Genomic DNA, 26,515 nt, shown 5'->3' on the forward strand with positions numbered 1-26,515 from the left:
GGGCCCGGGGACGATGAGGTGGGGTAACCATGAACGCGCCGTACGACGGTGACCGCGGGCAGGCCGCCGGCGGCTCGGGCCACCCCGAGCCGCCGCCCGAGCCCGGCCAGGTTCCGCCGCAGCACGCTGCGGACATGTACCTCCAGGACGCCTACGACAAGGACCCCTACAGGGAGCAGGACCTCTCCGCCCAGGACCCGGTTGCCGAGGCGCTCTACGACCGCGCCTCGCACCCTCCGCCGCCCCCCGGCCCGGACCGGCAGCCGCTGTACGGTCAGCCGGCCCAGTCGCCGTACGCGCCCGACCCGCATGTGTGGGCCCGGACGCCGGCGCCGGAGCCGGGCGGTCCGAAGCCGTACCTGCCGTACGGCGAAGATCCCCGTACGACCCAGTTCGTGGGAGTCGACGACTTGGTCACGCACTCCGGCGAGGAACGCCACGAGCCGGACGCCTTCGCACACCTCCTCCGGGACCAGCAGCAGGGCGGCGGACGCCCACCGATGACGCCCCCGGCCGTACCGGTCCCGGGCTCGGGTCAACGTCCGGGAGTGCCGTACCCGGGCACGAACGCGAACCCGGCGGCGTCGTACCCGGGGGCCTCCTCCGCACCCGGAGCCCCCTCGGCCGTGCAGGATCCGGCGCCTGCCGCCCCGGCCGGGAAGAAGACCGGGCGGGCCGCGGGCCTGATGAAGTCCAGCGCCGTCATGGCCGCGGGCACGATGGTCTCCCGCCTCACCGGTTTCATCCGCTCCGCGCTGATCGTCTCGGCGCTGGGCGTCGGCCTGCTCGGTGACACCTTCCAGGTCGCCTACCAGCTGCCGACCATGATCTACATCCTGACCGTGGGCGGCGGCCTCAACTCCGTCTTCGTGCCGCAGCTCGTGCGCGCCATGAAGGAGGACGAGGACGGCGGCGAGGCGTACGCCAACCGCCTGCTGACCCTGGTGATGGTCGCGCTCGGCGCCCTGACGGTGCTCGCGGTCGTGGGCGCCCCGGTCCTGATCCGCCTGCTGTCGGACCCGGTCGCGAGCGACCCGGCGGCCAACGGGGTCGGCGTCACCTTCGTCCGCTACTTCCTGCCCTCGATCTTCTTCATGGGCATCCACGTGGTGATGGGGCAGATCCTCAACGCCCGAGGAAAGTTCGGCGCGATGATGTGGACCCCGGTCCTGAACAACATCGTCATCATCGTCACGCTCGGCATGTTCATCTGGGTGTACGGCACCGCCGCGCACTCCGGGATGAAGGTCACCAACATCCCGCCGGAGGGCCAGCGTCTGATCGGCGTCGGTGTGCTGCTCGGCCTCGTCGTCCAGGCCCTGGCGATGATCCCGTACCTGCGCGAGACCGGCTTCCGGCTGCGCCTGCGCTTCGACTGGCGGGGCCACGGCCTCGGCAAGGCCGTCACACTCGCCAAGTGGACCTTCCTGTTCGTCCTCGCCAACCAGGCCGGCGCGCTGGTCGTCTCCCAGCTGTCCACCGCGGCCGGCAAGGACTCGCCCGTCGACGGCACCGGTTTCTCCGCGTACGCCAACGCGCAGCTGATCTGGGGCCTGCCGCAGGCCATCATCACGGTCTCTCTGATGGCGGCCCTGCTGCCGCGGATCGCGCGCTCGGCGGCCGAGGACGACGCGGGCGCCGTCCGCGACGACATCTCCCAGGGACTGCGGACGACCGCCGTGGCGATCGTGCCCATCGCGTTCGGATTCCTGTCCCTCGGCATCCCGATGTGCACGCTGATCTTCGGCTCCTCGGGCACCGGCGAGGCCACCAACATGGGCTACATGCTGATGGCCTTCGCCCTCGGCCTGATCCCGTACTCCGTGCAGTACGTCGTCCTGCGCGCCTTCTACGCCTACGAAGACACCCGGACGCCCTTCTACAACACGGTCATCGTGGCCGCGGTCAACGCGGGCGCCTCCGCGGCGTGTTACTTCCTGCTCCCGGCCCGCTGGGCCGTGGCCGGCATGGCCGCCGCGTACGGCGTCGCCTACGCGACCGGAGTGGGCGTCGCCTGGCGGCGGCTGCGCAAGAGGCTCGGCGGTGACCTGGACGGTGCGAGGGTCCTCAGGACCTACGCGCGACTGTGCATCGCCTCCGTACCGGCCGCTCTACTCAGTGGTGCGGCCTGCTACGAGATCGGCCACACCCTCGGTCAGGGCGTCCTCGGTTCCTTCGCAGCGCTGCTGATCGGCGGTGCGGTCCTGGTCGGTGTCTTCTTCGTGGCGGCCCGCCGGATGCGCATCGAGGAACTCAACTCGCTCGTGGGCATGGTGCGCGGGCGTCTGGGGCGCTGAGACGGGGGTACGCGCACAACCATCGTCCGCCACCGCGTGTCGTGCATAGCGGCGGACTGTGGGCACAATTGGTTTCGGCGTCGGACAGCGCGCAACGGATGGGGAGGCAGGGAACGACGGTGGCGGAACGGAGCACGGCTGCCGTCGACGTGGCAGACAACAGCGGCGACAAGCCGCTGACCGCGAAGGCGGACCAGTCCACGGCCGACGGGGTGGCCCAGAACCCGAAGCGGGACACGGACAGCGACGAGGCGCAGGGGGGAGACGGAACCGGGGGAGACGGAACCGGGGACCCCGGGAAGCAGGCCTCACCTCCCGAACTGCACAGCGGTCACAAACTCGCCAGACGCTACCGTCTCGAGGAGTGCGTCACTCGTCTGGACGGATTCAGCAGTTGGCGAGCGGTCGACGAGAAGCTCCGTCGTGCCGTCGGCGTTCACATTCTGCCCGCGGACCATGCACGGGCGCGTTCGGTGCTGGCCGCGGCCCGCTCCGCCGCGCTTCTCGGCGACCCCCGCTTCGTGCAGGTCCTGGACGCCGTCGAGGAGAACGACCTCGTCTACGTCGTCCACGAGTGGCTGCCCGACGCCACCGAGCTGACCACGTTGCTCTCCGCCGGGACGCTGGAGCCGCACGACACGTACCAGATGGTCAGCCAGCTCTCCTCCGCGATGGCCGCCGCCCATCGTGAGGGCCTCGCCCATCTGCGGCTCAACCCGAACGCCGTGCTGCGCACGTCCAGCGGCCAGTGGCGCATCCGCGGCCTCGCCGTGAACGCCGCGCTGCGCGGCATCACCTCCGACACCCCGCAGCGAACGGACACCGAGTCGATCGGCGCCCTGCTGTACGCGGCGCTGACCCAGCGCTGGCCGTACGAGAGCGACGCCTACGGCCTGTCCGGCCTGCCCAAGGACATCGGCCTGATCGCACCGGACCAGGTGCGCGCCGGCGTCCACCGCGGCTTGTCTGAGCTCGCGATGCGTGCGCTCGCCAACGACGGTGCCACTGCCTCCCGCCACGAGTCCCCGTGCACCACGCCTGAGGAGCTGGTGAAGGCGATCGGCGAGATGCCCCGCATCCGCCCGCCGGAGCCCGCGTTCACGGCACCGCCGGAGTACCAGCGCACGACGTACCAGCAGGGCACGTACGGCCGCCCGGCGGCGCACCCCGGTGCCGCCCAGCCGGTCCAGACGCCGCCGCCCCCGCTCCAGAGCCGTACCGGCAAGGCCCTCAAGTGGGCGGTCTCCGCTCTCCTGATCGCGGCTCTCGGCCTCGGCAGCTGGCAGCTGGCGGACGCGCTGATGGACCACGGCGACAAGTCCGACGACACGAACAACACGCAGACGACGAACGGCGGCGGCAAGGGCAAGAAGCCGGCGTCGGGCAAGCCGATCGCCATCGTCGGCGCGCGTGACTTCGACCCGTTCAGCTCGGACGGTTCCGAGAAGCCGGCCGATGTGGCGAAGGTCTACGACAACAGCACGGCCACGTACTGGCAGACGGACTTCTATCTGAGCCCGGACTTCGGCCGCCTGAAGTCGGGCGTCGGTGTGATCCTCGACCTCGGCAAGGTCCAGCAGGTCGGCAAGGTGACCACCACCTTTGTGGGGGACACCTCGGTCGAACTCCGTGCCGCGAGCGCGGATACGGGCACGGAACCGACGTCTTTCGACGCCTTCACCAAGGTCGCCGAGGGCTCGGGTACGACCGTGGGACTCAAGCCGGGCAAGCCCCTCAAGACCCGGTACGTGCTGGTGTGGCTGACCAAGCTGCCGATGCAGTCGGACGACGGCAAATGGCGCGGCAGGCTGGCGAACGTCAAGGTGACCAGCTGAACGAGCACGTGGCGGGAGGGAGGGGAACCGTTGGACGAGTCCGCCGGCGATGCGGTCAGCGATCAGGATCTCCTCGCCCGTCACGTAGAAGGCGATCCTGACGCCTTCGGTGAGCTTGTGCGGCGCCACCGGGACCGGCTCTGGGCCGTGGCGCTGCGGACGCTCGGGGACCGCGAGGAGGCCGCTGACGCGGTTCAGGACGCGCTCGTGTCCGCCTACCGTGCCGCCCACACCTTCCGCGGCCGGTCGGCCGTCACCACATGGCTGCACCGGATCACGGTGAACGCCTGCCTGGACCGAGCCCGCAAGGCGGCCTCCCGGAAGACCGCTCCGGTCGACGACACCGAGCGGCTCGAGCATCTGCTGGAACCCCACGAGTCGGCCTCGGCGCCTGCGGAACGCAACGAGCTGCACCGCCAGCTCCTCGAAGCCCTCGGCACCCTCCCGCACGACCAGCGCGCAGCGCTCGTCCTGGTGGACATGCAGGGCTACCCCGTCGCAGAGGCCGCCCGCATCCTCGACGTGCCGACCGGGACGGTGAAGAGCCGATGCGCCCGGGGCAGAGCCAGACTTCTCCCCTTGGTCGGCCATCTACGGCCGGAAGGCGGCGGTGCCGAAAAGGAGCCGGACGCGGCACGGAACCGGGCGCAGGGGACATCCGTCCCACCGGCAGCGGGGCCTCCGGACGGTGGTCCACACGAGCCGGGGCCGAGTGATTCAACCGCAGTGAAGGGCGGAGGTGGGCGAGCGTGACTTCCACGACGGACACGGCCGGGCATCCGGACGTCGCCGAGATCTCCGACCTCACCGAGGGCCTCCTCTCCCCGTCCCGGACCGCGGACGTACGACGTCACCTGGACGCGTGCGAGCTCTGCGCCGACGTCCTCGTCTCGCTGGAGGAGATCCAGGGACTGCTCGGCACGCTGCCGGGCCCGCCGCGGATGCCCGACGACGTGGCGAGCCGTGTCGATGCTGCACTCGCGGCCGAGGCGCTGCTCCACCCCGCCCCCGCCGCCGAGCCCGACGCCGATGCGCATGTTTCACGTGAAACATCGGCGCCGGTGGACCGTCCCGCCGGACGTCCCCACGGCGCGGCCGGTCCGGGCCGCAAGCAACGTCAGCGCTCGGGACGCCGGAGGCGCGTGGCCCTGGGAGCCGTACTCACGGCTGCCGTTCTCGGGGCCGGATCGCTGCTCCTGCTGTCACTCGGTCACCCCGATGCGGATTCGGCCGCGCAGGGCAAGCAGACCGCCTCGGCCGGCGCCTTCTCCGAGAGGAGCCTCAAGGGCCAGGTAACGGACCTTCTCGCCAAGACAAAGAGCCCGCAGCGCGGCTTGGACAGCCAGAAGCCGAAGCTGGGCATCGAGTCCCAGTCCGACACCCCGGGGTCGACCGAGAGCGCGGACACCCTGCTTCAGACCTCGGCCCCGGTCCCGGACTGCATCCGGCAGGGCATCAACCGCGACGACCCCGTCCTCGGCGCCGAACAGGGAACGTACGACGGGAAGCACGTGTACCTCGTCGTCCTGCCCGACATCTCCGACGGCACTCGGGTCACCGCATACGTCGTCGACGCCGCCTGCGTCGGCAGGCAGACCGCCTCCCCGGGAGACGTCCTCCTGAAGCAGTCCTTCGCACGCCCCTGAGCCTTGACGCATCAACGCGGTCCGGGATGTTAGGTCGTACCGTGCGGCATCCCGTGTGCCCGGCCGCACCGGGAATGCGCGACCCGTAGGATCCGTTGGGTGGGGTGAGAGTCCCGGAAGGGGCTCCCACCGGTCGAATGACGCAGACCAGAGACGAGGAATCAAGCCGTGAGCGACGTCCGTAACGTGATCATCATCGGCTCCGGGCCCGCCGGCTACACGGCGGGGCTCTACACCGCGCGCGCGTCGCTGAAGCCCCTGGTGTTCGAGGGCGCCGTCACCGCGGGCGGTGCGCTGATGAACACCACCGAGGTCGAGAACTACCCCGGCTTCCCCGACGGCATCATGGGCCCCGAGCTCATGGACAACATGCGCGCCCAGGCCGAGCGCTTCGGAGCCGAGCTCAACCCGGACGACGTCGTTTCGGTCGACCTGACGGGTGACATCAAGACCGTCACCGACACCGCGGGCACGGTTCACCGGGCGAAGGCCGTCATCGTGGCGACCGGCTCGCAGCACCGCAAGCTGGGCCTGCCGAATGAGGATGCTCTCTCCGGCCGCGGCGTCTCCTGGTGCGCCACCTGTGACGGGTTCTTCTTCAAGGACCAGGACATCGCCGTGATCGGTGGCGGTGACACCGCGATGGAGGAGGCCACCTTCCTCTCGCGGTTCGCCAAGTCCGTGACGATCATCCACCGCCGGGACACCCTGCGCGCCTCCAAGGCGATGCAGGACCGCGCCTTCGCCGACCCGAAGATCAAGTTCGTCTGGGACAGCGAAGTGGTCGAGATCCTGGGCGACCCGAAGCTCACCGGCCTGAAGCTGCGCAACCTCAAGACCGGCGAGATCTCGGACCTCGCGGTGACGGGTTTGTTCATCGCGATCGGCCACGACCCGCGCACCGAGCTGTTCAAGGGCCAGCTGGACCTCGACGCCGAGGGCTACCTCGAGGTCGACTCGCCCACCACCCGGACCAACGTCCCGGGTGTCTTCGGCGCCGGTGACGTGGTGGACCACAGCTACCGCCAGGCGATCACTGCGGCCGGCACCGGCTGCGCCGCCGCTCTCGACGCCGAGCGCTACCTCGCCTCCCTCGCAGACGAGGAGCAGGCCGAGCCCGAGAAGACCTCTGTCTGATCCCCTTCCGCCCCACCGCAAGATCAAGTTAAGGAGCCCGCCGTGGCCGGCACCCTGAAGAACGTGACTGACGCCTCCTTCGACGAGGATGTCCTCAAGAGCAACAAGCCCGTCCTGGTGGACTTCTGGGCCGACTGGTGCGGCCCGTGCCGTCAGATCGCGCCGTCCCTTGAAGCGATCGCCGCCGAGTACGGCGACAAGATCGAGGTCGTCAAGCTCAACATCGACCAGAACCCGACTACGGCCGCCAAGTACGGCGTCATGTCCATCCCGACCCTGAACGTCTATCAGGGCGGCGAGGTCGCCAAGACCATCGTCGGTGCGAAGCCGAAGGCCGCGCTCGTCCGCGACCTCGAGGACTTCATCGCCGAGTAGCCGAGTCCACGGCTGCGCCGTCGAACCGACAGGCGCATGTTTCACGTGAAACACGAATGGGCCAGCCCCTGCGGGCTGGCCCATTCGCATTACAGCGGCCGAAGCGCCGGTTCCTTCTGTACGGCCCCCAAAAGGCGGTCCAGCGCCATCTCCATGTCTTCCTTCCAGGAGAGCGCCGTGCGCAGCTCCAGCCGCAGTCTCGGGTACGTGGGATGAGGGCGGACCGTCTTGAAGCCGACGGCCAGCAGATGGTCCGCCGGGAGCACACACGCGGGCTCCTTCCAGCGGGCGTCACCGAAGGCCTCGATCGCCTTGAACCCGCGCCGCAGCAGATCCTTGGCGACCGTCTGGACCATCACGCGGCCGAGCCCCTGCCCTTGGTAGCCCGGCATGATGAACGACGTCATCAGCTGGACCGCGTCCGGTGAGACAGGGCTCGTGGGAAACGCCGTGGAGCGGGGGACGTAGGCGGGGGGAGCGTAGAGCACAAAGCCCACGGGTACGTCGTCGACGTAAACCACCCGGCCACACGAGCCCCAGTCGAGCAGAACCGCGGAGATCCAGGCTTCCTTCTCCACGGAGGCCGTTCCCGCCTTTACCGCGGCTTCGCCGCTGACCGGGTCCAGCTCCCAGAAGACGCACGAACGACAACGCCGGGGAAGGTCCTGAAGGTTGTCCAGCGTAAGCGGTACGAGCCGTCGGCCCATGAAGCCTGTTCCTCGCTTCCCTCGCCCGCGGCGTCACGAGCGGCTGTCAGAGCGCTTCGCTCCCTGAGCAGACTGCCGATGAAGCCGCTGACCACGCCCAGTCCCAGGCTCGCGCTCACCAGCCCGGTGCGGCTCACCCCTCGCATGGCCCCGCCTCCCACTCGAAGGTGCTGTCAGGTGGATGCGCCATACCCGAACGCATCGTATCCATGTTGAGATTCCATCGATACCGCCTGAAAGCAAAGAGCGGACCGTGTTCCGGTACACACCGGACACGATCCGCTTCATCGCCCGAACAGGCGGGTTCACACGAGGATCAGTCCTCCGGGCCCTCGGAGTCACCGTCGTGAAGACCCTTCTGAAGGGCCTCTCCCTCACCCGGGGCCAGCGTGCTGAGGATCCGCACGAGGTCCTTCGGCGAAGCGAACTCGACGGTGATCTTGCCCTTCTTCTGGCCGAGATCCACCTTCACGCGCGTCTCGAACCGATCCGAGAGACGGGTCGCGAGTTCGTCCAACGCCGGGGAGACCCGGGTCCCCGCACGCGGCCCCTTGGAGCGCTGTGCCGTCTGAGGCCGCGAGGCCATCAGAGTCACGATCTCCTCGACGGCCCGCACCGAGAGCCCCTCGGCCACGATCCGGTGAGCCAGCCGCTCCTGCTCCTCCGAGTCCTCCACAGAGAGCAGTGCCCGGGCATGTCCGGCGGAGAGGACCCCGGCGGCCACCCGGCGCTGAACAGCCGGCGAGAGCTTCAGCAGACGCAGGGTGTTGGAGACCTGCGGGCGGGAGCGCCCGATGCGGTCCGCCAACTGGTCGTGCGTGCAGTTGAAGTCCTTCAGCAACTGGTCGTAGGCGGCCGCCTCTTCCAGCGGGTTGAGCTGGGCACGGTGCAGGTTCTCCAGGAGCGCGTCCAGGAGAAGCTTCTCGTCGTCCGTGGCGCGCACGATCGCCGGGATCGCTTCGAGACCGGCCTCGCGGCAGGCCCGCCAACGCCGCTCGCCCATGATGAGCTCGTAGCGCCCGGGGCCCAGCTGCCGTACGACGACGGGCTGGAGGAGGCCGACTTCCTTGATGGAGGTGACCAGTTCGTGCAGCGCGTCCTCGTCGAAGACCTCGCGCGGCTGGCGCGGGTTCGGCGTGATGGAGTCGAGGGGAATCTCGGCGAAGTGGGCGCCCATGGGATGCGTGGGCAGCTCAGCAGCGCCGTTCACCGACGGCTCATCGGTTTCCTGCGAAACCGGGGGCAGCGTGGCCACCTTGGCGGCAGCCACCCCTCGGTCGGTCGTCAGCACTGGGGCCACTGCGGGGGACGCGGAAGGCGTTCCCCCCACCGCGGCCGGGGCCGGGTTCTTCTCGGTCGGGGCTGCAGGGATCAGTGCGCCAAGACCTCGGCCCAGCCCCCTCCGTCGTTCGCTCACTGAATCCCCTCCACCGTGCTCGGGTTGCTCTGTGCGCCGATGTGGGCCTGCGTCGGGTCATAGCTGACGCCGACACCCTTCAGCGCGATTTCTCGTGCCGCCTCAAGATAGGAGAGGGCACCGCTTGATCCTGGATCGTAGGTCAACACCGTCTGCCCGTAGCTCGGTGCCTCCGAGATACGGACCGAGCGGGGAATGCTCGTCCGCAGCACCTCGTCACCGAAGTGGCTGCGCACCTCTTCTGCGACCTGGGAGGCGAGACGCGTCCGGCCGTCGTACATGGTGAGCAGGATCGTCGACACATGCAGGGCGGGGTTGAGGTGCCCCCGTACCAGGTCGACGTTGCGCAGCAACTGCCCCAGGCCCTCCAGCGCGTAGTACTCGCACTGGATCGGGATGAGGACCTCGGCGCCGGCCACCATCGCGTTGACCGTCAGGAGGCCGAGCGACGGCGGGCAGTCGATGAGGATGTAGTCCAGCGGCTGCTCGTACGCCTGGATCGCTCGCTGCAGTCGGCTCTCCCGGGCCACCAGTGACACCAGCTCGATCTCCGCACCGGCGAGATCGATCGTGGCAGGGGCGCAGAAGAGACCCTCGACGTCCGGCACCGGCTGCACGACGTCGGAGAGTGGCTTGCTGTCGACCAACACGTCATAGATGGATGGAACTTCGGCGTGATGGTCGATACCCAGAGCCGTGGAGGCGTTGCCCTGCGGGTCGAGGTCGACCACCAGGACACGACCACCGTGCAGAGCCAGCGAAGCGGCAAGGTTGACGGTCGTCGTGGTCTTGCCGACGCCGCCCTTCTGGTTGGCGACCACGACGACGCGGGTCTGCTCGGGCCGAGGCAGGCCTTCACCAGCGCGGCCCAGCGCCTCGACCGCCAGTTGGGCAGCACGACCGATGGGAGTGTCGTCCATCGGAGGCGGTGTTTCACGTGAAACATCCGCCCCCATCGACTCGGTACGGGGACCGGGGACCGGATCGGTCATCGGTCCCGCGATGTTGGCGTCGGACCGCAAGGATTCACTCTCCTCGACTTCAGGCTCGCAATGAACAGAGCCTCCCATGCCTTCGGGGTGATGAACCAGTGAGGCTTGACGTTCTGTGGAGAAATCCACCTCTGTGGACAACTCCGCTACCTCTCCGAGTGAACCGAGAGGCTTACGCTCGCGGGGTTCGGCCGCAGCGCGGCCGCGACTGATGATGCCGTGCAACAGTGAGCGACGTTTCACGTGAAACACGATGCATAGCGGCACCAGCCGCGCCTGCGCGACACTCCGACACGCATGGGTTGGGCAGCTTGTGTGGAGTACGTCGCGTACTCAGCGGCGCCTGCGCACCCGCTCCGTGCGCGCCGCCTTGGCGCGCTTGGCCGCGAAACGCACACCGCCCGGGCTCTCCCCGACCTCGACCCGCACGACGGTGGACGTGGGATCCACCACGCCCTCGCCCACATGCAGGATCGAGGTCGACACCGCCCCGAGCTTACTCAGAGCGGTACCCGCGGCCTTCAGCTCCTCCTCGGCAGTGTCACCCTTCAGGGCGAGCATCTCGCCGTACGGGCGCAGCAGCGGAATGCCCCAGGTGGCCAGTCGGTCCAGTGGAGCCACGGCGCGGGCGGTCACCACGTGGACCGGCGTCAGCTTGCCCATGACTTCCTCGGCCCGGCCGCGGACGACCGTCACATGGTCCAGGCCCAGGAGCTCGACGACCTCGGTGAGGAAGGTCGTACGCCGCAGCAGCGGCTCAAGGAGGGTGATCTTCAGGTCGTCCCGGACCAGGGCCAGGGGAATGCCCGGCAGGCCCGCACCCGAGCCGACATCGCACACCGTCACGCCCTCGGGGACGACCTCGGAGAGCACCGCACAGTTCAGCAGATGCCTCTCCCAGAGGCGGGGCACTTCCCGCGGGCCGATGAGCCCACGCTGCACACCCGCCTCGGCGAGCAGCTCCGCATAGCGGACCGCATCGTCGAAGCGATCGCCAAACACTTCCCGCGCCTGTTCAGGCGCAGGGGGGAGCTCCGCTGCCTCCGTCACGGGGACCGTCCTTCCGTACAGCGCCGACGCACCGAGCGTCGGCCACCAGAACTACAGGCTGACAAAGTTCGGCCCCGTCTGCGCAACAGACGGGGCCGGTGGAACGTAGGGGCCGGTCAAGCAGGCAGCACGACGACGAACCGCTGCGGCTCCTCGCCCTCGGACTCGCTGCGCAGCCCCGCGGCCTTGACCGCGTCGTGCACGACCTTGCGCTCGAACGGGGACATCGGCTTGAGCTTGACGGACTCGCCGGTGCTCTTGACCTCGGCCGCGGCCTTGGCGCCCAGCTCCGAGAGCTCGGCGCGCTTCTGGGACCGGTAACCCGCGATGTCCAGCATCAGCCGGCTGCGGTCCCCAGTCTCCCGGTGCACGGCCAGGCGCGTGAGCTCCTGGAGTGCCTCCAGCACCTCGCCGTCGCGGCCGACCAGCTTCTGCAGGTCGCGGCTGCTCGTGTCGCTGATGATCGACACGGACGCCCGGTCGGCCTCGACGTCCATGTCGATGTCGCCGTCAAGGTCGGCGATGTCCAGCAGACCTTCGAGGTAGTCCGCCGCGATCTCGCCCTCCTGCTCCAGGCGGGTCAGGGTGTCTGCACCCTCGGCAGCGGCGGAGGTGGTGCCTTCCGTCACGGGATGGGCTCCTTCTTACTTCTTGGACGGGGACTTGGGGCGCTGCGAGCCGCCCTTGCGCTGACCGGACTGGGCCTTGCTGCGGGAGCCGGAGCCGGCACTGGGCTTCGAAGCAGCCTTGCCGTTCTGCGGCTCGTCGGACTTCGCCAGCGACGTGGACGGCTGGGAGGACGCGGAAGACGTGGAAGACGTGGAGGACTCGGACTCGTCCGCCGTCTTCGTACTGCCCGACTGCCGCTGGGCCTTCGTCTGACGCTTGGGCTGCTGACGCTTGGGGGCGGCGGTCGTCGCCGTGCCCTCCTCGGTCTCCACAGCGGCCTGGGTCTCGCCCTTCACCACGGAGCCGTCGACCTGGGCCGCGAGGCCGGCCTTGGTCAGGGCGTGGATGAACTTGCGCTCGTGCTCGTTGCGGTCCCGCCCCTTGGCGACGATCGCCTTGACGATGGTCTTCTGGCTGCGGCGACGGACCTTGCCGTGGTGCGTGACGTGCTTGGTCAGGCGCTCGAGGTAGGAGGCCTGCGCCTTGGAACCCGGGGTCGGGTTGTTGTGGATGACGTACATCTGCTGGCCCATGGTCCACACGTTCGTGGTCAGCCAGTAGACGAGGACACCGACCGGGAAGTTGATGCCGAAGACGGCGAACATGATCGGGAAGACGTACATCAGCATCTTCTGCTGCTGCATGAACGGCGTCTTCACCGTGGTGTCGACGTTCTTCGTCATCAGCTGGCGCTGCGTGTAGAACTGCGACGCCGACATCAGGATGATCATGACCGCGGTGACGACGCGGACGTCGGTCAGCGAGGCACCGAGCGCGGCGACCGAGTCGGCGCTCGCCGTGAACTTCGCGGCGAGCGGGGCGCCGAAGATGTGCGCCTGACGGGCGCTGGCCAGCAGCTGATCGTCGATGACGCCGATCGTCTTGCCGGTCGCGATGCCGTTGAGCACGTGGTACAGGGCGAAGAAGAACGGGGACTGCGCCAGGATGGGAAGGCACGAGGAGAGCGGGTTGGTGCCCGACTCCTTGTACAGCTTCATCATCTCTTCGGACTGACGCTGCTTGTCGTTCTTGTAGCGCTCCTGGATCTTCTTCATCTCGGGCTGGAGCGTCTGCATGGCCCGGGTCGCCTTGATCTGCTTCACGAAGAGCGGGATCAGGCAGATGCGGATCAGGATCACCAGAGACACGATGGACAGGCCCCAGGCCCAGCCCGTGTCGGGCCCGAAGATGTTCCCGTACACCGAGTGGAACTGGACGATGACCCAGGAAACAGGTGTCGTGATGAAGCTGAAGAAGCTGGCAATCGTGTCCACTAATCATGCTCCTTGGGCATGGGACGAGGTCTCTGCGACCGGGCTCGAAGGAAGTGCCATGTGCGGCTTCCCTTCAGTGGCCGGTTCGGCGGCGGAGGGCCCGCCCTTGCGCGCGCGCCAGGCGCTGCGCAGCATTTCGTGCCACCGTGGACGCTTGCGCGGCGGGACATGGTCCACGCCGCCGAGCGACCACGGATTGCACCGCAGGATGCGCCAGGCGGTGAGTCCCGTTCCCTTGATCGCACCATGCCGGTCGATGGCCGTATAGCCGTAGTGGGAGCACGACGGGTAGTACTTGCAGACCGGCCCGAGCAGTGGACTGATCGTCCACTGGTACAGCTTGATCAGAGCCAGCAGCGGGTACTTCATCGCGCGCCCCCTCCCAGCAGCCGCTGTAGGGCGGCGTCCAGGTCTTGGGCCAGCTGTGCATGGCTTGCGTCGCCCGCTCCGGGCAGCGCTCGTACGACTACCAGGCTACCGGGGGGAAACAGGGCGACTCGGTCACGCATCAGATGGCGAAGTCTGCGCTTCACTGTGTTACGGACGACCGCACCACCCACTGCCTTGCTCACGACGAAACCCGCACGCGTCAGGGGAGCGCTCTCCCCAGGCGCGTGCGGGTCCGTGGAACCGCTACGAAGGTGGACGACGAGAAGCGGGCGGCCTGCCCGGCGACCTCGTCGTACCGCGGTCGCGAAGTCCTCGCGCCGCCTCAGCCGGTTCTCGGTGGGCAGCACGACGTCATGACCTGATCGGAATCAGGCGGACAGGCTCGCGCGACCCTTGCCACGGCGGGCGGCGAGAATCGCGCGGCCGGCACGGGTCCGCATACGCAGCCGGAAGCCGTGGGTCTTGGCGCGACGACGGTTGTTCGGCTGGAAGGTGCGCTTGCTCACTCGGGGGCTCCAGAAAGAATCGATAGTTGGCGGGGTGCCGTCCTGGCTGTCACCGTGCGCCCACGAGTAGCTCGCGTCACGCCCGAGTGCACCGCTTCCCGATCACCTTTAGCGATCTGTGCCCATCGGTAGGCAGGCGGCAGCAGCCATCGACAACTCGACCTGGTCACGGTACGCGGGGCTACGCCATCCGGTCAAACCAGCTGCCCGTGAGGGACACTATCCACAGGCTGGGGACAACGACTTGAACCGTACCCGCCGCCCTGACTACCTTGGCTGAACCCCAATTCGTTCCCTTGTCCCCGCACCACCCGATTTACATCCCGACCTTCCCGCGAATCACACGTTCGTGGGACCTGTGAGAGAGCGTGCCCTGTGGCTGACGTACCTGCCGATCTTGCCGCAGTGTGGCCGCGAGTACTGGACCAGCTCCTGGGTGAGGGCCGTGGCCAGGGTGTCGAGGTGAAGGACGAGCACTGGATCCGGCGCTGCCAGCCGCTGGCGCTGGTCGCGGACACCGCCCTGCTCGCCGTACCGAACGAATTCGCGAAGAACGTGCTGGAGGGCCGGCTGGCTCCGGTCGTGAGCGAGACTCTGAGCCGCGAGTGCGGCCGGCCGATCCGCATCGCGATCACCGTCGACGACTCCGCGGGCGAGCCCGCGGCTCCGCCCGCGCCCGCGGCCTCTTCGGCCCCGCACGAGCGGCAGAGCTCCCCGCAGTCGCGCTACGAGGAGACCGAACGCCCCTCCGGCCAGTACGAGGGGTACCGGCGCCACCGCGCCGAGCAGTCGCCGGGCTCCCCGGCCGACCCCGGCACCCGCGCGGATCAGCTGCCGTCCGCCCGCCCCGCGTACCCCTCCGAGTACCAGCGCCCCGAGCCGGGCGCCTGGCCGCGGCCCGCGCAGGACGAGTACAGCTGGCGGCAGCCGCGGCTCGGCTTCCCGGAGCGGGACCCGTACGCGTCGCCGTCGCAGGATTCGTACGGCTCGCCGTCGCGCGACACGCGCGAGACCTACGGTGCCCCGTCGTCGGACTCGTACGGCTCGGGCCAGGACGCGTACGCCCCGACGCAGGACTACCGCCCGCAGTCCATGGAGCGCCCGTCGTACGACCAGCAGCGCTCCGAATACGACCCGTCCCGCGTCGACTACGACCAGCGCGACGCCGGCCGCCGCGAGCCGTCGGCAGGCTCCGGCCAGGTGCACCGCGGCGGTCCGATGGGACCGAACCTGCCGACGACCGGTGCCCCGGGACCGCTGGCCGCGCAGCCCGCTCCGGCGACCGGTCCGGGCGAGCCCACCGCACGGCTGAACCCCAAGTACCTCTTCGACACGTTCGTCATCGGCGCTTCCAACCGCTTCGCGCACGCGGCCGCGGTGGCCGTCGCCGAGGCGCCCGCGAAGGCCTACAACCCCCTCTTCATCTACGGGGAGTCGGGGCTCGGCAAGACGCACCTGCTGCACGCCATCGGGCACTACGCGCGCAGCCTCTACCCGGGCACGCGCGTGCGGTACGTGAGCTCGGAGGAGTTCACCAACGAGTTCATCAACTCCATCCGCGACGGCAAGGGCGACAGCTTCCGCAAGCGCTACCGCGAGATGGACATCCTGCTCGTCGACGACATCCAGTTCCTGGCGGACAAGGAGTCGACGCAGGAGGAGTTCTTCCACACCTTCAACACGCTCCACAACGCCAACAAGCAGATCGTGCTCTCCAGCGACCGGCCGCCCAAGCAGCTGGTCACGCTGGAGGACCGGCTGCGGAACCGGTTCGAGTGGGGCCTGATCACCGACGTCCAGCCGCCCGAGCTGGAGACGCGCATCGCGATCCTGCGCAAGAAGGCGGTGCAGGAGCAGCTCAACGCCCCGCCGGAGGTGCTGGAGTTCATCGCCTCCCGGATCTCGCGCAACATCCGCGAACTGGAGGGCGCGCTGATCCGCGTGACGGCGTTCGCGTCGCTCAACCGGCAGCCGGTGGACCTCGGGCTCACGGAGATCGTCCTCAAGGACCTGATCCCCGGTGGCGAGGACTCGGCCCCGGAGATCACGGCGACGGCCATCATGGCGGCGACCGCCGACTACTTCGGCCTCACCGTCGAGGACCTGTGCGGCACCTCGCGCGGCCGCGCCCTGGTGACCGCGCGCCAGATCGCCATGTACCTGTGCCGCGAGCTCACCGACCTGTCGCTGCCGAAGATCGGCGCACAGTTCGGCGGCCGCGACCACACGACCGTCATGCACGCCGACCGCAAGATCCGCGCACTGATGGCCGAGCGGCGGTCCATCTACAACCAGGTGACCGAGCTGACGAACCGCATCAAGAACGGCTGACAGCCACAGTCGTACGGCGTCGAGGGCGCCTCCGGGAGCGGATCCCGGAGGCGCCCTTCGTCGTACCGCGGCCGCGTGGTGTTCGAATCCCCGGCGGGTTACGGTCGCCCTCCACAGATTCGACGACTTTCTTCCGTCCACACCCTGGGGACTGGGGAGTTGTCCAGATCGTGTCCACAGAGGAGCCTGTTGAAAGACCATCAGGCCAGGTCAGCAGGCTGTGGATTGGTGGACGGACGATCTCCACAGGCTGTGGACGAAGCGGAGATCCACAGGCTGTGCGCAACGTTGTCCACCGTCGGCCCACAGGCTGGGGCCGGTTGTCCCCATCGATCGGCGGCTTCTCCACATGGTTGTCCACTGTTCGGCAACGCGCCGCACCGGATCACCGCCCTGAGTGAAAGCCGTCACACCAAGGGGCCGGATTGGGCTGTGGGAAACGTGGGTAAAGCTGGGGACGCAGCTGGGGAGAAGTCGGCCCAGGCTGTGGGCGGGGTGTGCAGAACTTCCTGTTCTCCACAGAGACGCCCGGTTGTCCACCGCCGCCACCCACAGGGCCGGTGGACAAAATTTCCGCGCTGAGCTGGGCAAACGTGGTTATCCACGGTATCCACAGGCCCTACTACTACTCCCGACTAGAGAGAGTGCGGAATTCGTTTGGAAGCGGGACCTGTGCACAACTCGCTGTCTCGAGCCCGGCCGCCCCTCCGAGCGACTTGACCCCGACAGGCACCTACTGTCAGTGCGGTGCGTCAGACTGGTCCCCGGCGTCCTTCCCGTCCCAGAGGGCCGTGACGCCGAGTCGTAGGACTCAGTAGCAACCGCAGGAGGCGGCTTACGGTGAAGATCCGGGTGGAACGCGACGTACTCGCGGAGGCAGTGGCCTGGGCGGCACGCAGCCTCCCGGCCCGTCCGCCGGCGCCTGTGCTCGCCGGCCTCCTGCTGAAGGCCGAGGACGGGCAGCTGAGCCTGTCCAGCTTCGACTACGAGGTCTCCGCCCGCGTGTCCGTGGAGGCCGAGGTCGACGAGGAGGGCACGGTCCTCGTCTCCGGCCGCCTGCTGGCCGACATCTGCCGCGCGCTGCCCAACCGCCCGGTGGAGATCTCCACAGACGGTGTACGGGCGACCGTGGTCTGCGGTTCCTCGCGGTTCACACTCCACACCCTGCCTGTGGAGGAGTACCCGGCGCTGCCGCAGATGCCGACCGCCACGGGAACCGTCCCCGGCGAGGTGTTCGCGTCCGCCGTCTCCCAGGTGGCCATCGCCGCCGGCCGTGACGACACGCTGCCCGTGCTCACCGGTGTGCGCATCGAGATCGAGGGCGACACGGTCACCCTGGCCTCGACCGACCGCTACCGCTTCGCGGTCCGTGAGTTCCTGTGGAAGCCGGAGAACCCGGACGCCTCCGCGGTCGCCCTGGTGCCCGCCAAGACGCTCCTGGACACCGCCAAGGCGCTCACGAGCGGCGACAGCGTCACGCTGGCGCTGTCCGGCTCCGGCTCGGGCGAGGGCCTGATCGGTTTCGAGGGCGCCGGGCGCCGGACGACCACGCGTCTGCTGGAGGGCGACCTCCCGAAGTACCGCACGCTGTTCCCGACCGAGTTCAACTCCGTCGCCGTCATCGAGACCGCCCCCTTCGTGGAGGCCGTCAAGCGCGTGGCCCTGGTCGCCGAGCGCAACACCCCGGTGCGCCTCAGCTTCGAGCAGGGCGTGCTCATCCTGGAGGCCGGCTCCAGCGACGACGCACAGGCTGTGGAAAGGGTTGACGCCCAGCTGGAGGGCGACGACATCTCGATCGCCTTCAACCCGACCTTCCTGCTGGACGGTCTGAGCGCCATCGACTCCCCGGTGGCCCAGCTGTCCTTCACGACGTCCACGAAGCCCGCGCTGCTCAGCGGCAAGCCGGCGGTGGACGCCGAGGCGGACGAGGCCTACAAGTACCTGATCATGCCGGTGCGACTCAGCGGCTGAGCCGTCGAGCCGCCTCGCGGCGGACGGAGACGGGTGGGCTCGGCCGCCGAGTCCACCCTCCGACGAAGCCGCAGGTGAGGGCGTACGAATGAGCGCGTATGCCCACAGGTGTGCGTGAGCGTCCGGGTTTAGGCTCGGACGCAGGTACGAATGTGCCTGCGCCTCACACGCCACACAGCAACCTAAGGAAAACAACTGATGGACCTCGGTCTCGTCGGCCTCGGCAAGATGGGCGGCAACATGCGCGAGCGGATCCGCCGCGCGGGCCACACCGTCATCGGATACGACCGCAACGCGGACCTCGCGGATGTCCACAGCCTGGAAGAGCTTGTGGGCAAGCTTCCGGCCCCGCGTGTGGTCTGGGTGATGGTCCCGGCCGGCGAGCCCACCCAGTCGACGATCGACGAGCTCGCCGAGCTGCTCGAGCCCGGTGACGTGGTCGTGGACGGCGGCAACTCCCGCTGGACCGACGACGAGAGGCACGCCGAGGAACTGGCCGCCAAGGACATCGGCTTCGTCGACTGCGGCGTCTCGGGCGGTGTCTGGGGCCTGGAGAACGGCTACGCGCTGATGTACGGCGGCGACGCCGAGAACGTCGCCAAGGTGCAGCCGGTCTTCGACGCGCTCAAGCCCGAGGGCGACCTCGGCTCGGTGCACGCCGGCAAGGTCGGCGCCGGCCACTTCGCGAAGATGGTCCACAACGGCATCGAGTACGCGATGATGCAGGCGTACGCCGAGGGCTGGGAGCTCCTGGAGAAGGTCGACTCGGTCACGGACGTGCGTGAGGTCTTCCGTTCCTGGCAGGAGGGCACGGTCATCCGTTCCTGGCTGCTCGACCTCGCGGTGAACGCCCTCGACGGGGACGAGCACCTCGAGCGGCTGAAGGGCTCCGCACAGGACTCCGGCGAGGGCCGGTGGACGGTGGAGGCCGCCATCGACAACGCGGTGCCGCTGCCCGCGATCACCGCGTCGCTGTTCGCGCGGTTCTCCTCCCGTCAGGAGGACTCGCCGCAGATGAAGATGATCGCCGCGCTGCGCAACCAGTTCGGCGGCCACGCGGTCGAGACGAAGTAGTCCTTCTCGACCAGGAAGCTCGACCGAGAAGGCCGAGACGGCAGGGAAGCAGTCCACAGGGTCGCCCCGCGATCCACGACTCCGGGGGAGGTCGGCGAACGACCATGCACGTCACGCATCTGTCGCTGGCCGACTTCCGCTCGTACGCCCGGGTGGAGGTCCCGCTCGACCCGGGCGTCACCGCCTTCGTCGGCCCCAACGGGCAGGGCAAGACCAACCTCGTCGAGGCCGTCGGCTATCTCGCCACCCTCGGCAGCCACCGCGTCTCCTCCGACGCGCCGCTGGTGCGCATGGGCGCCGACCGCGCGGTCATCCGGGCGCAGGTCCGGCAGGGCGAGCGGCAGCAGCTGGTCGAGCTGGAGCTGAACCCGGGCAAGTCGAACCGCGCCCGCATCAACAGGTCCTCGCAGGTCAAGCCGCGTGACGTGCTCGGGATCGTGCGGACCGTGCTGTTCGCGCCCGAGGACCTCGCCCTGGTGAAGGGCGACCCGGGTGAGCGGCGCCGCTTCCTCGACGAGCTGATCACCGCCCGCTCGCCGCGCATGGCGGGCGTGCGCTCCGACTACGAGCGCGTGCTGAAGCAGCGCAACACCCTGCTGAAGTCGGCCGCGCTCGCCCGGCGCCACGGCGGCCGCTCGATGGACCTGTCCACGCTCGACGTCTGGGACCAGCACCTCGCGCGCGCGGGCGCCGAACTGCTCGCGCAGCGTCTCGACCTGATAGCCGCGATCCAGCCGCTCGCCGACAAGGCGTACGAGCAGCTGGCCCCCGGCGGCGGCCCCATCACCCTGGAGTACAAGCCGTCCGCCCCCGGCGAGGCCCACGCGCGCGAGGAGCTCTACGAGCAGCTGATGGCCGCGCTCGCCGACGCCCGCAAGCAGGAGATCGAGCGGGGCGTCACCCTCGTCGGCCCGCATCGGGACGACCTGGTCCTCAAACTCGGCCAGCTGCCGGCCAAGGGGTACGCCTCCCACGGCGAGTCCTGGTCGTACGCGCTGGCGCTGCGCCTCGCCTCGTACGACCTGCTGCGCGCCGAGGGCAACGAGCCGGTGCTGGTCCTCGACGACGTGTTCGCCGAGCTGGACGCCCGGCGCCGCGAGCGCCTCGCCGAGCTGGTCGCGCCCGGCGAGCAGGTCCTGGTGACGGCCGCGGTCGACGACGACGTACCGCACGTGCTGGCGGGTACCCGGTACGCGGTGTCCGACGGGACGGTGGAGCGCGCATGAGCACCGGTGAACCCACGCCCGAGAAGGCCCCGGAGCCGTCCGGCGTCGACCTCGCGCGCGTGGCGCTGCGCGCGGCGAAGGAACAGGCACGCGCGCGTGGGGACGTCGCGCGGCAGAAGAAGCAGGCACGGCGCGGCGGCCTGCGGTCCGGCGCGCGCGCCGACGGCCGCGACCCGATGGCGCTCGGTTCCGCGATCAACCGGCTGATCAACGAGCGGGGCTGGGAGACGCCCGCCGCGGTGGGCGGGGTCACGGGCCGCTGGCCCGAGATCGTCGGCGAGGACGTGGCCAAGCACTGCGTGCCGGACCGGTACGACGAGGACGAGCGGGTCCTGACCGTGCGCTGCGACTCCACCGCCTGGGCGACCAATCTGCGGCTGCTCGCCCCTACGCTGGTGGCCCGTCTCAACGAGGACCTCGGGCACGGCGCGGTGAAGCTGATCAAGGTGTACGGCCCCGGCGCACCCGCCCGTCGCTATGGCCCGCTGCGCGCTCCGGGCAGCACGGGACCCGGCGATACCTACGGCTGACGTGCGGGTGACGTACTTCACGCAGGTGATCGGGCATGGTGCCGCTGGCGTGTAGCCATGCGAGCGCGCATGGTGGCGGATCATGTCCTGACCCCCGAGTAGCCAGGGTTGACGGACCGAGGCGCTGAGCGCCTCTGTGAGCGTCTTGGAGCCCCCTTCCACATATCGGGACCCGATCGAGGCCGATTCAGGGCGGCACATGCGGACTCAGGTACCCGCAAACCCCCATCACTGTCGGCGCTACCGGTAGACTGGAAGGCAATCCCGCCCCAATAGTGGGGACCGTCCGGGACAAGCTGAGCAACGCTGATCAGGGCTTACCAACGCAACATGCCGCAGCCGCTCCGGCGACCCGCCGACGAGCCCGGCTCGTGCTGTGCCAGAAAGGGCGCTTCGTGGCCGATTCCGGCAACCCCAACGAGAACATCCCGTCCACCGACGCCGGCGTGAACGACGAGGTCAACGCCTCGTACGACGCCAGCGCCATCACCGTGCTCGAGGGCTTGGACGCGGTTCGCAAGCGACCCGGCATGTACATCGGCTCCACCGGGGAGCGCGGCCTGCACCACCTCGTGCAGGAGGTCGTCGACAACTCCGTCGACGAGGCGCTGGCCGGCCACGCGGACACCATCGACGTGACGATCCTCGCCGACGGCGGCGTCCGTGTCGTCGACAACGGCCGTGGCATCCCGGTCGGCATCGTCCCCTCCGAGGGCAAGCCGGCTCTCGAGGTCGTGCTGACCGTACTGCACGCGGGCGGCAAGTTCGGCGGCGGCGGCTACGCGGTCTCCGGCGGTCTGCACGGCGTGGGCGTCTCCGTTGTGAACGCCCTGTCGACCAAGGTGGCCGTCGAGGTCAGGACCGACGGCCACCGCTGGACGCAGGACTACAAGATGGGCGTCCCGACGGCGCCGCTGGCCAAGCACGAGGCCACGGAGGAGACCGGCACGTCGGTCACCTTCTGGGCCGACCCGGACATCTTCGAGACCACCGAGTACTCCTTCGAGACGCTCTCGCGGCGCTTCCAGGAGATGGCGTTCCTCAACAAGGGCCTGACGATCAGGCTCACCGACGAGCGCGAGCTGGCGAAGGCCACCAGTGGGGCGGACGAGGCGGGCGCCGACGAGAAGGACGAGGTCAAGTCCGTCACGTACCACTACGAGGGCGGCATCGTCGACTACGTGAAGTACCTCAACTCCCGCAAGGGAGAGGTGACGCCGTCGACCGTGATCGACATCGAGGCCGAGGACAAGGACAAGCACCTGTCCGTCGAGGTCGCGATGCAGTGGAACAGCGGCTACAGCGAGGGCGTGTACTCCTTCGCCAACATCATCCACACCCACGAGGGCGGTACGCACGAGGAGGGCTTCCGTGCCGCGCTGACCTCGCTGATCAACAAGTACGCGCGCGACAAGAAGCTGCTGCGCGACAAGGACGACAACCTCACGGGCGACGACATCCGCGAGGGCCTGACCGCGATCATCTCGGTCAAGCTGAGCGAGCCGCAGTTCGAGGGCCAGACCAAGACCAAGCTGGGCAACACGGAGGCGAAGACCTTCGTGCAGAAGGCGGTCTACGAGCGCCTCAGCGACTGGCTGGACCGCAACCCGATCGAGGCCGCGGACGTCGTCCGCAAGGGCATCGCGGCGGCCACCGCGCGCGTGGCGGCCCGCAAGGCCCGCGACCTCACCCGCCGCAAGGGTCTGCTGGAGTCGGCGTCCCTGCCGGGCAAGCTCTCGGACTGCCAGTCCAACGACCCGGCCAAGTGCGAGATCTTCATCGTCGAGGGTGACTCCGCCGGCGGCTCGGCCAAGTCCGGCCGCAACCCGGAGTACCAGGCGATCCTCCCGATCCGCGGCAAGATCCTCAACGTCGAGAAGGCCAGGATCGACAAGATCCTGCAGAACCAGGAGATCCAGGCGCTGATCTCCGCCTTCGGCACGGGCGTGCACGAGGACTTCGACATCGAGAAGCTCCGCTACCACAAGATCATCCTGATGGCGGACGCCGACGTCGACGGCCAGCACATCAACACCCTGCTGCTGACCTTCCTGTTCCGCTTCATGCGGCCCCTGATCGAGGCCGGGCACGTCTACCTGTCGCGTCCCCCGCTCTACAAGATCAAGTGGGGCCGGGACGACTTCGAGTACGCCTACTCCGACCGTGAGCGCGACGCGCTGCTGGAGATCGGCCGTCAGCGCGGCAAGCGCATCCGCGAGGACTCGATCCAGCGCTTCAAGGGCCTCGGCGAGATGAACGCCGAGGAGCTGCGCGTGACCACGATGGACGTCGACCTCCGGGTCCTCGGCCAGGTCACCCTCGACGACGCCGCCCAGGCCGACGACCTGTTCTCGGTCCTGATGGGCGAGGACGTCGAGGCCCGCCGCCAGTTCATCCAGCGCAACGCCAAGGACGTCCGCTTCCTCGACATCTGAGTCGGTCCCCGCTGACCGCACCAGGAAGGATCTTCACCAGCAATGGCCGACGAGAACATCCCGACCGTGCCTGAGACCGACGAGGGCACGACCACGCTGCGCATCGAGCCCGTCGGGCTCGACGCGGAGATGCAGCGCTCGTACCTGGACTACGCGATGTCCGTCATCGTGTCCCGTGCGCTGCCCGACGTCCGTGACGGTCTCAAGCCCGTCCACCGCCGTGTCCTGTACGCCATGTACGACGGCGGCTACCGCCCCGAGCGCGGCTTCTACAAGTGCGCCCGCGTCGTCGGCGACGTGATGGGTAACTACCACCCCCACGGCGACAGCTCCATCTACGACGCCCTGGTCCGCCTCGCCCAGCCGTGGTCGATGCGCATGCCGCTCGTCGACTCCAACGGCAACTTCGGCTCCCCGGGCAACGACCCGGCGGCCGCCATGCGGTACACCGAGTGCAAGCTGGCGCCGCTGTCGATGGAGATGGTCCGCGACATCGACGAGGACACCGTCGACTTCAAGGACAACTACGACGGCCGCTCCCAGGAGCCGACCGTCCTGCCGGCCCGCTTCCCGAACCTGCTGATCAACGGCTCGGCCGGTATCGCGGTCGGTATGGCGACCAACATCCCGCCGCACAACCTGCGCGAGGTCGCGGCCGGTGCCCAGTGGTACCTGGAGAACCCGGAGGCCTCGCACGAGGAGCTCCTGGACGCGCTGATCGAGCGCATCAAGGGCCCCGACTTCCCGACCGGCGCCCTCGTCGTCGGCCGCAAGGGCATCGAGGAGGCGTACCGCACGGGCCGCGGCTCCATCACGATGCGCGCGGTCGTCGAGGTCGAGGAGATCCAGAACCGCCAGTGCCTGGTGGTCACGGAGCTGCCGTACCAGGTGAACCCCGACAACCTGGCGCAGAAGATCGCCGACCTGGTCAAGGACGGCAAGATCGGCGGCATCGCCGACGTCCGCGACGAGTCGTCGTCGCGCACGGGCCAGCGCCTGGTGATCGTCCTGAAGCGGGACGCGGTCGCCAAGGTCGTCCTGAACAACCTGTACAAGCACACGGACCTGCAGACCAACTTCGGCGCCAACATGCTGGCGCTGGTCGACGGCGTGCCGCGCACACTGTCCCTGGACGCGTTCATCCGCCACTGGGTGACGCACCAGATCGAGGTCATCGTCCGCCGGACCCGCTTCCGGCTGCGCAAGGCCGAGGAGCGCGCCCACATCCTGCGCGGTCTGCTCAAGGCCCTGGACGCCATCGACGAGGTCATCGCGCTGATCCGCGGCAGCCAGACCGTCGAGATCGCGCGCGAGGGCCTGATGGGCCTGCTGGAGATCGACGAGATCCAGGCCAACGCCATCCTCGAGATGCAGCTGCGCCGGCTGGCCGCCCTGGAGCGCCAGAAGATCGTCCAGGAGCACGACGAGCTCCAGGCGAAGATCAACGAGTACAACGAGATCCTCGCCTCGCCGGTCCGCCAGCGTGGCATCGTCAGCGCTGAACTGGCCGCGATCGTCGAGAAGTTCGGCGACGACCGCAAGAGCACGCTGGTGCCCTACGACGGTGACATGTCCATCGAGGACCTGATCGCCGAAGAGGACATCGTCGTCACCATCACGCGCGGCGGCTACGTCAAGCGCACCAAGACGGAGGACTACCGCTCGCAGAAGCGCGGCGGCAAGGGCGTACGCGGCACGAAGCTGAAGGAAGACGACATCGTCGACCACTTCTTCGTGTCCACCACGCACCACTGGCTGCTGTTCTTCACCAACAAGGGCCGCGTGTACCGCGCCAAGGCGTACGAGCTCCCGGACGCCGGCCGTGACGCGCGCGGGCAGCACGTCGCGAACCTGCTGGCCTTCCAGCCGGACGAGGCGATCGCGGAGATCCTCGCGATCCGCGACTACGACGCGGCGCCGTACCTGGTGCTCGCCACCAAGGCCGGCCTGGTCAAGAAGACGCCTCTGAAGGATTACGATTCGCCGCGCTCCGGCGGTGTCATCGCGATCAACCTGCGCGAGCAGGAGGACGGTTCCGATGACGAACTGATCGGAGCCGAACTCGTGTCGGCCGACGACGATCTGCTGCTGATCAGCAAGAAGGCGCAGTCGATCAGGTTCACGGCCTCGGACGAGACCATGCGACCCATGGGCCGTGCGACCTCGGGCGTCAAGGGAATGAGTTTCCGCGAAGGCGACGAACTCCTCTCGATGAATGTTGTTCGACCCGGTACGTTCGTGTTCACTGCCACCGACGGTGGGTACGCGAAGCGGACCAGCGTCGACGAGTACCGCGTCCAGGGCCGCGGCGGCCTCGGCATCAAGGCCGCCAAGATCGTCGAGGACCGCGGATCCCTCGTCGGTGCGCTGGTGGTCGAGGAGACCGACGAGATCCTCGCCATCACACTGTCCGGTGGTGTGATTCGTACGCGAGTCAACGAGGTCAGGGAGACGGGCCGTGACACCATGGGCGTCCAACTGATCAACCTGGGCAAGCGCGATGCCGTGGTCGGTATCGCTCGTAACGCCGAGGCGGGGCGCGAGGCGGAGGAAGTCGACGGCGACATCGTCGTGGACGAGATCGCCGAAGATGCCGCGACCACCGGCACGGACGAGGGTGAGGCGCCCTCGGCCGAGTAGCACGAGGAGTGAG

Annotated in this window: 22 protein-coding genes; 13 read left to right on the forward strand and 9 right to left on the reverse strand. The window is 68.8% G+C overall.

What is annotated here, in order from left to right; all coding sequences use genetic code 11:
* Window positions 1-29: 29 nt before the first annotated feature.
* From murJ to trxA, 6 genes are all read left to right on the forward strand, one after another.
* Window positions 30-2,297: a murein biosynthesis integral membrane protein MurJ gene (gene murJ, locus ABZ910_RS04825; RefSeq protein WP_361359282.1), complete on the forward strand. Its 2,268-nt coding sequence runs from the start codon at window positions 30-32 to the stop codon at window positions 2,295-2,297.
* A gap of 119 nt (window positions 2,298-2,416) precedes the next feature.
* On the forward strand, window positions 2,417-4,132 hold the full coding sequence (locus ABZ910_RS04830; RefSeq protein WP_361359285.1) for a protein kinase family protein: 1,716 nt from the start codon (window positions 2,417-2,419) through the stop codon (window positions 4,130-4,132).
* Between the two features lie 30 nt (window positions 4,133-4,162).
* Window positions 4,163-4,885 (forward strand): RNA polymerase sigma factor SigM, encoded by a 723-nt coding sequence (gene sigM / locus ABZ910_RS04835; RefSeq protein ID WP_361359288.1) that lies wholly within the window; start codon window positions 4,163-4,165, stop codon window positions 4,883-4,885.
* Window positions 4,882-5,778 (forward strand): hypothetical protein, encoded by an 897-nt coding sequence (locus tag ABZ910_RS04840; RefSeq protein WP_361359291.1) that lies wholly within the window; start codon window positions 4,882-4,884, stop codon window positions 5,776-5,778. Before sigM ends, ABZ910_RS04840 begins: the two co-directional genes overlap by 4 nt.
* A 168-nt stretch (window positions 5,779-5,946) precedes the next feature.
* Window positions 5,947-6,915 carry a thioredoxin-disulfide reductase gene (trxB, locus tag ABZ910_RS04845; RefSeq protein WP_361359294.1) on the forward strand — a complete coding sequence of 323 codons (969 nt, stop codon included), beginning with the start codon at window positions 5,947-5,949 and terminating at the stop codon, window positions 6,913-6,915.
* Window positions 6,916-6,957: 42 nt separating this feature from the next.
* The gene (gene trxA, locus ABZ910_RS04850) at window positions 6,958-7,290 is read left to right on the forward strand and encodes a thioredoxin (protein WP_361359297.1); all 333 of its coding nucleotides are present in this window, start codon (window positions 6,958-6,960) and stop codon (window positions 7,288-7,290) included.
* Window positions 7,291-7,379: 89 nt separating this feature from the next.
* On the opposite strand, the gene ABZ910_RS04855 is transcribed toward trxA, so the two are convergent.
* The 9 genes from ABZ910_RS04855 to rpmH all read right to left on the reverse strand — a co-directional run bounded on the left by ABZ910_RS04855 (window position 7,380) and on the right by rpmH (window position 14,295).
* Window positions 7,380-7,997, reverse strand: coding sequence for a GNAT family N-acetyltransferase (locus ABZ910_RS04855; protein WP_361359300.1), 618 nt, complete (start codon window positions 7,995-7,997; stop codon window positions 7,380-7,382).
* A gap of 316 nt (window positions 7,998-8,313) precedes the next feature.
* Window positions 8,314-9,414: a ParB/RepB/Spo0J family partition protein gene (locus tag ABZ910_RS04860; protein WP_361359303.1), complete on the reverse strand. Its 1,101-nt coding sequence runs from the start codon at window positions 9,412-9,414 to the stop codon at window positions 8,314-8,316.
* A complete protein-coding gene (locus tag ABZ910_RS04865; protein WP_361359942.1) occupies window positions 9,411-10,484 on the reverse strand; it encodes a ParA family protein in 1,074 nt (357 codons plus the stop codon). Before ABZ910_RS04865 ends, ABZ910_RS04860 begins: the two co-directional genes overlap by 4 nt.
* Window positions 10,485-10,739: 255 nt before the next feature.
* Window positions 10,740-11,456 carry a 16S rRNA (guanine(527)-N(7))-methyltransferase RsmG gene (rsmG, locus tag ABZ910_RS04870; RefSeq protein ID WP_361359306.1) on the reverse strand — a complete coding sequence of 239 codons (717 nt, stop codon included), beginning with the start codon at window positions 11,454-11,456 and terminating at the stop codon, window positions 10,740-10,742.
* A 116-nt stretch (window positions 11,457-11,572) separates the two neighbouring features.
* Window positions 11,573-12,085 (reverse strand): R3H domain-containing nucleic acid-binding protein, encoded by a 513-nt coding sequence (locus ABZ910_RS04875; protein ID WP_361359309.1) that lies wholly within the window; start codon window positions 12,083-12,085, stop codon window positions 11,573-11,575.
* 15 nt (window positions 12,086-12,100) lie between these two features.
* Window positions 12,101-13,399, reverse strand: coding sequence for a membrane protein insertase YidC (gene yidC / locus ABZ910_RS04880; RefSeq protein WP_361359312.1), 1,299 nt, complete (start codon window positions 13,397-13,399; stop codon window positions 12,101-12,103).
* Window positions 13,400-13,402: 3 nt separating this feature from the next.
* Entirely contained in the window at window positions 13,403-13,768 is a 366-nt protein-coding gene (gene yidD, locus ABZ910_RS04885; protein ID WP_361359315.1) for a membrane protein insertion efficiency factor YidD, read from the reverse strand.
* On the reverse strand, window positions 13,765-14,136 hold the full coding sequence (gene rnpA, locus ABZ910_RS04890; RefSeq protein WP_361359318.1) for a ribonuclease P protein component: 372 nt from the start codon (window positions 14,134-14,136) through the stop codon (window positions 13,765-13,767). Before rnpA ends, yidD begins: the two co-directional genes overlap by 4 nt.
* Before the next feature lie 21 nt (window positions 14,137-14,157).
* Complete coding sequence (gene rpmH / locus ABZ910_RS04895) at window positions 14,158-14,295, reverse strand: 50S ribosomal protein L34 (protein ID WP_030059672.1); 138 nt, start codon at window positions 14,293-14,295, stop codon at window positions 14,158-14,160.
* A 375-nt stretch (window positions 14,296-14,670) separates the two neighbouring features.
* On the opposite strand from rpmH, the gene dnaA reads away from it, so the two are divergent.
* The 7 genes from dnaA (at window position 14,671) to gyrA (ending at window position 26,502) form a co-directional block, all read left to right on the forward strand.
* Window positions 14,671-16,626, forward strand: coding sequence for a chromosomal replication initiator protein DnaA (gene dnaA, locus ABZ910_RS04900; protein ID WP_361359322.1), 1,956 nt, complete (start codon window positions 14,671-14,673; stop codon window positions 16,624-16,626).
* Window positions 16,627-17,466: 840 nt separating this feature from the next.
* On the forward strand, window positions 17,467-18,597 hold the full coding sequence (gene dnaN / locus ABZ910_RS04905) for a DNA polymerase III subunit beta (protein WP_361359325.1): 1,131 nt from the start codon (window positions 17,467-17,469) through the stop codon (window positions 18,595-18,597).
* A 198-nt stretch (window positions 18,598-18,795) separates the two neighbouring features.
* Window positions 18,796-19,671 (forward strand): phosphogluconate dehydrogenase (NAD(+)-dependent, decarboxylating), encoded by an 876-nt coding sequence (gene gnd / locus ABZ910_RS04910; protein ID WP_361359327.1) that lies wholly within the window; start codon window positions 18,796-18,798, stop codon window positions 19,669-19,671.
* 104 nt (window positions 19,672-19,775) lie between these two features.
* Window positions 19,776-20,897 carry a DNA replication/repair protein RecF gene (gene recF / locus ABZ910_RS04915; protein WP_361359330.1) on the forward strand — a complete coding sequence of 374 codons (1,122 nt, stop codon included), beginning with the start codon at window positions 19,776-19,778 and terminating at the stop codon, window positions 20,895-20,897.
* A complete protein-coding gene (locus ABZ910_RS04920; RefSeq protein WP_361359333.1) occupies window positions 20,894-21,427 on the forward strand; it encodes a DciA family protein in 534 nt (177 codons plus the stop codon). Before recF ends, ABZ910_RS04920 begins: the two co-directional genes overlap by 4 nt.
* 371 nt (window positions 21,428-21,798) lie before the next feature.
* Window positions 21,799-23,862 carry a DNA topoisomerase (ATP-hydrolyzing) subunit B gene (gene gyrB / locus ABZ910_RS04925; RefSeq protein WP_361359336.1) on the forward strand — a complete coding sequence of 688 codons (2,064 nt, stop codon included), beginning with the start codon at window positions 21,799-21,801 and terminating at the stop codon, window positions 23,860-23,862.
* 42 nt (window positions 23,863-23,904) lie between these two features.
* Window positions 23,905-26,502: a DNA gyrase subunit A gene (gene gyrA / locus ABZ910_RS04930; RefSeq protein WP_361359338.1), complete on the forward strand. Its 2,598-nt coding sequence runs from the start codon at window positions 23,905-23,907 to the stop codon at window positions 26,500-26,502.
* Window positions 26,503-26,515: the final 13 nt, after the last annotated feature.

The organism is Streptomyces sp. NPDC046805 (assembly GCF_040645355.1).
GTDB lineage: Bacteria > Actinomycetota > Actinomycetes > Streptomycetales > Streptomycetaceae > Streptomyces.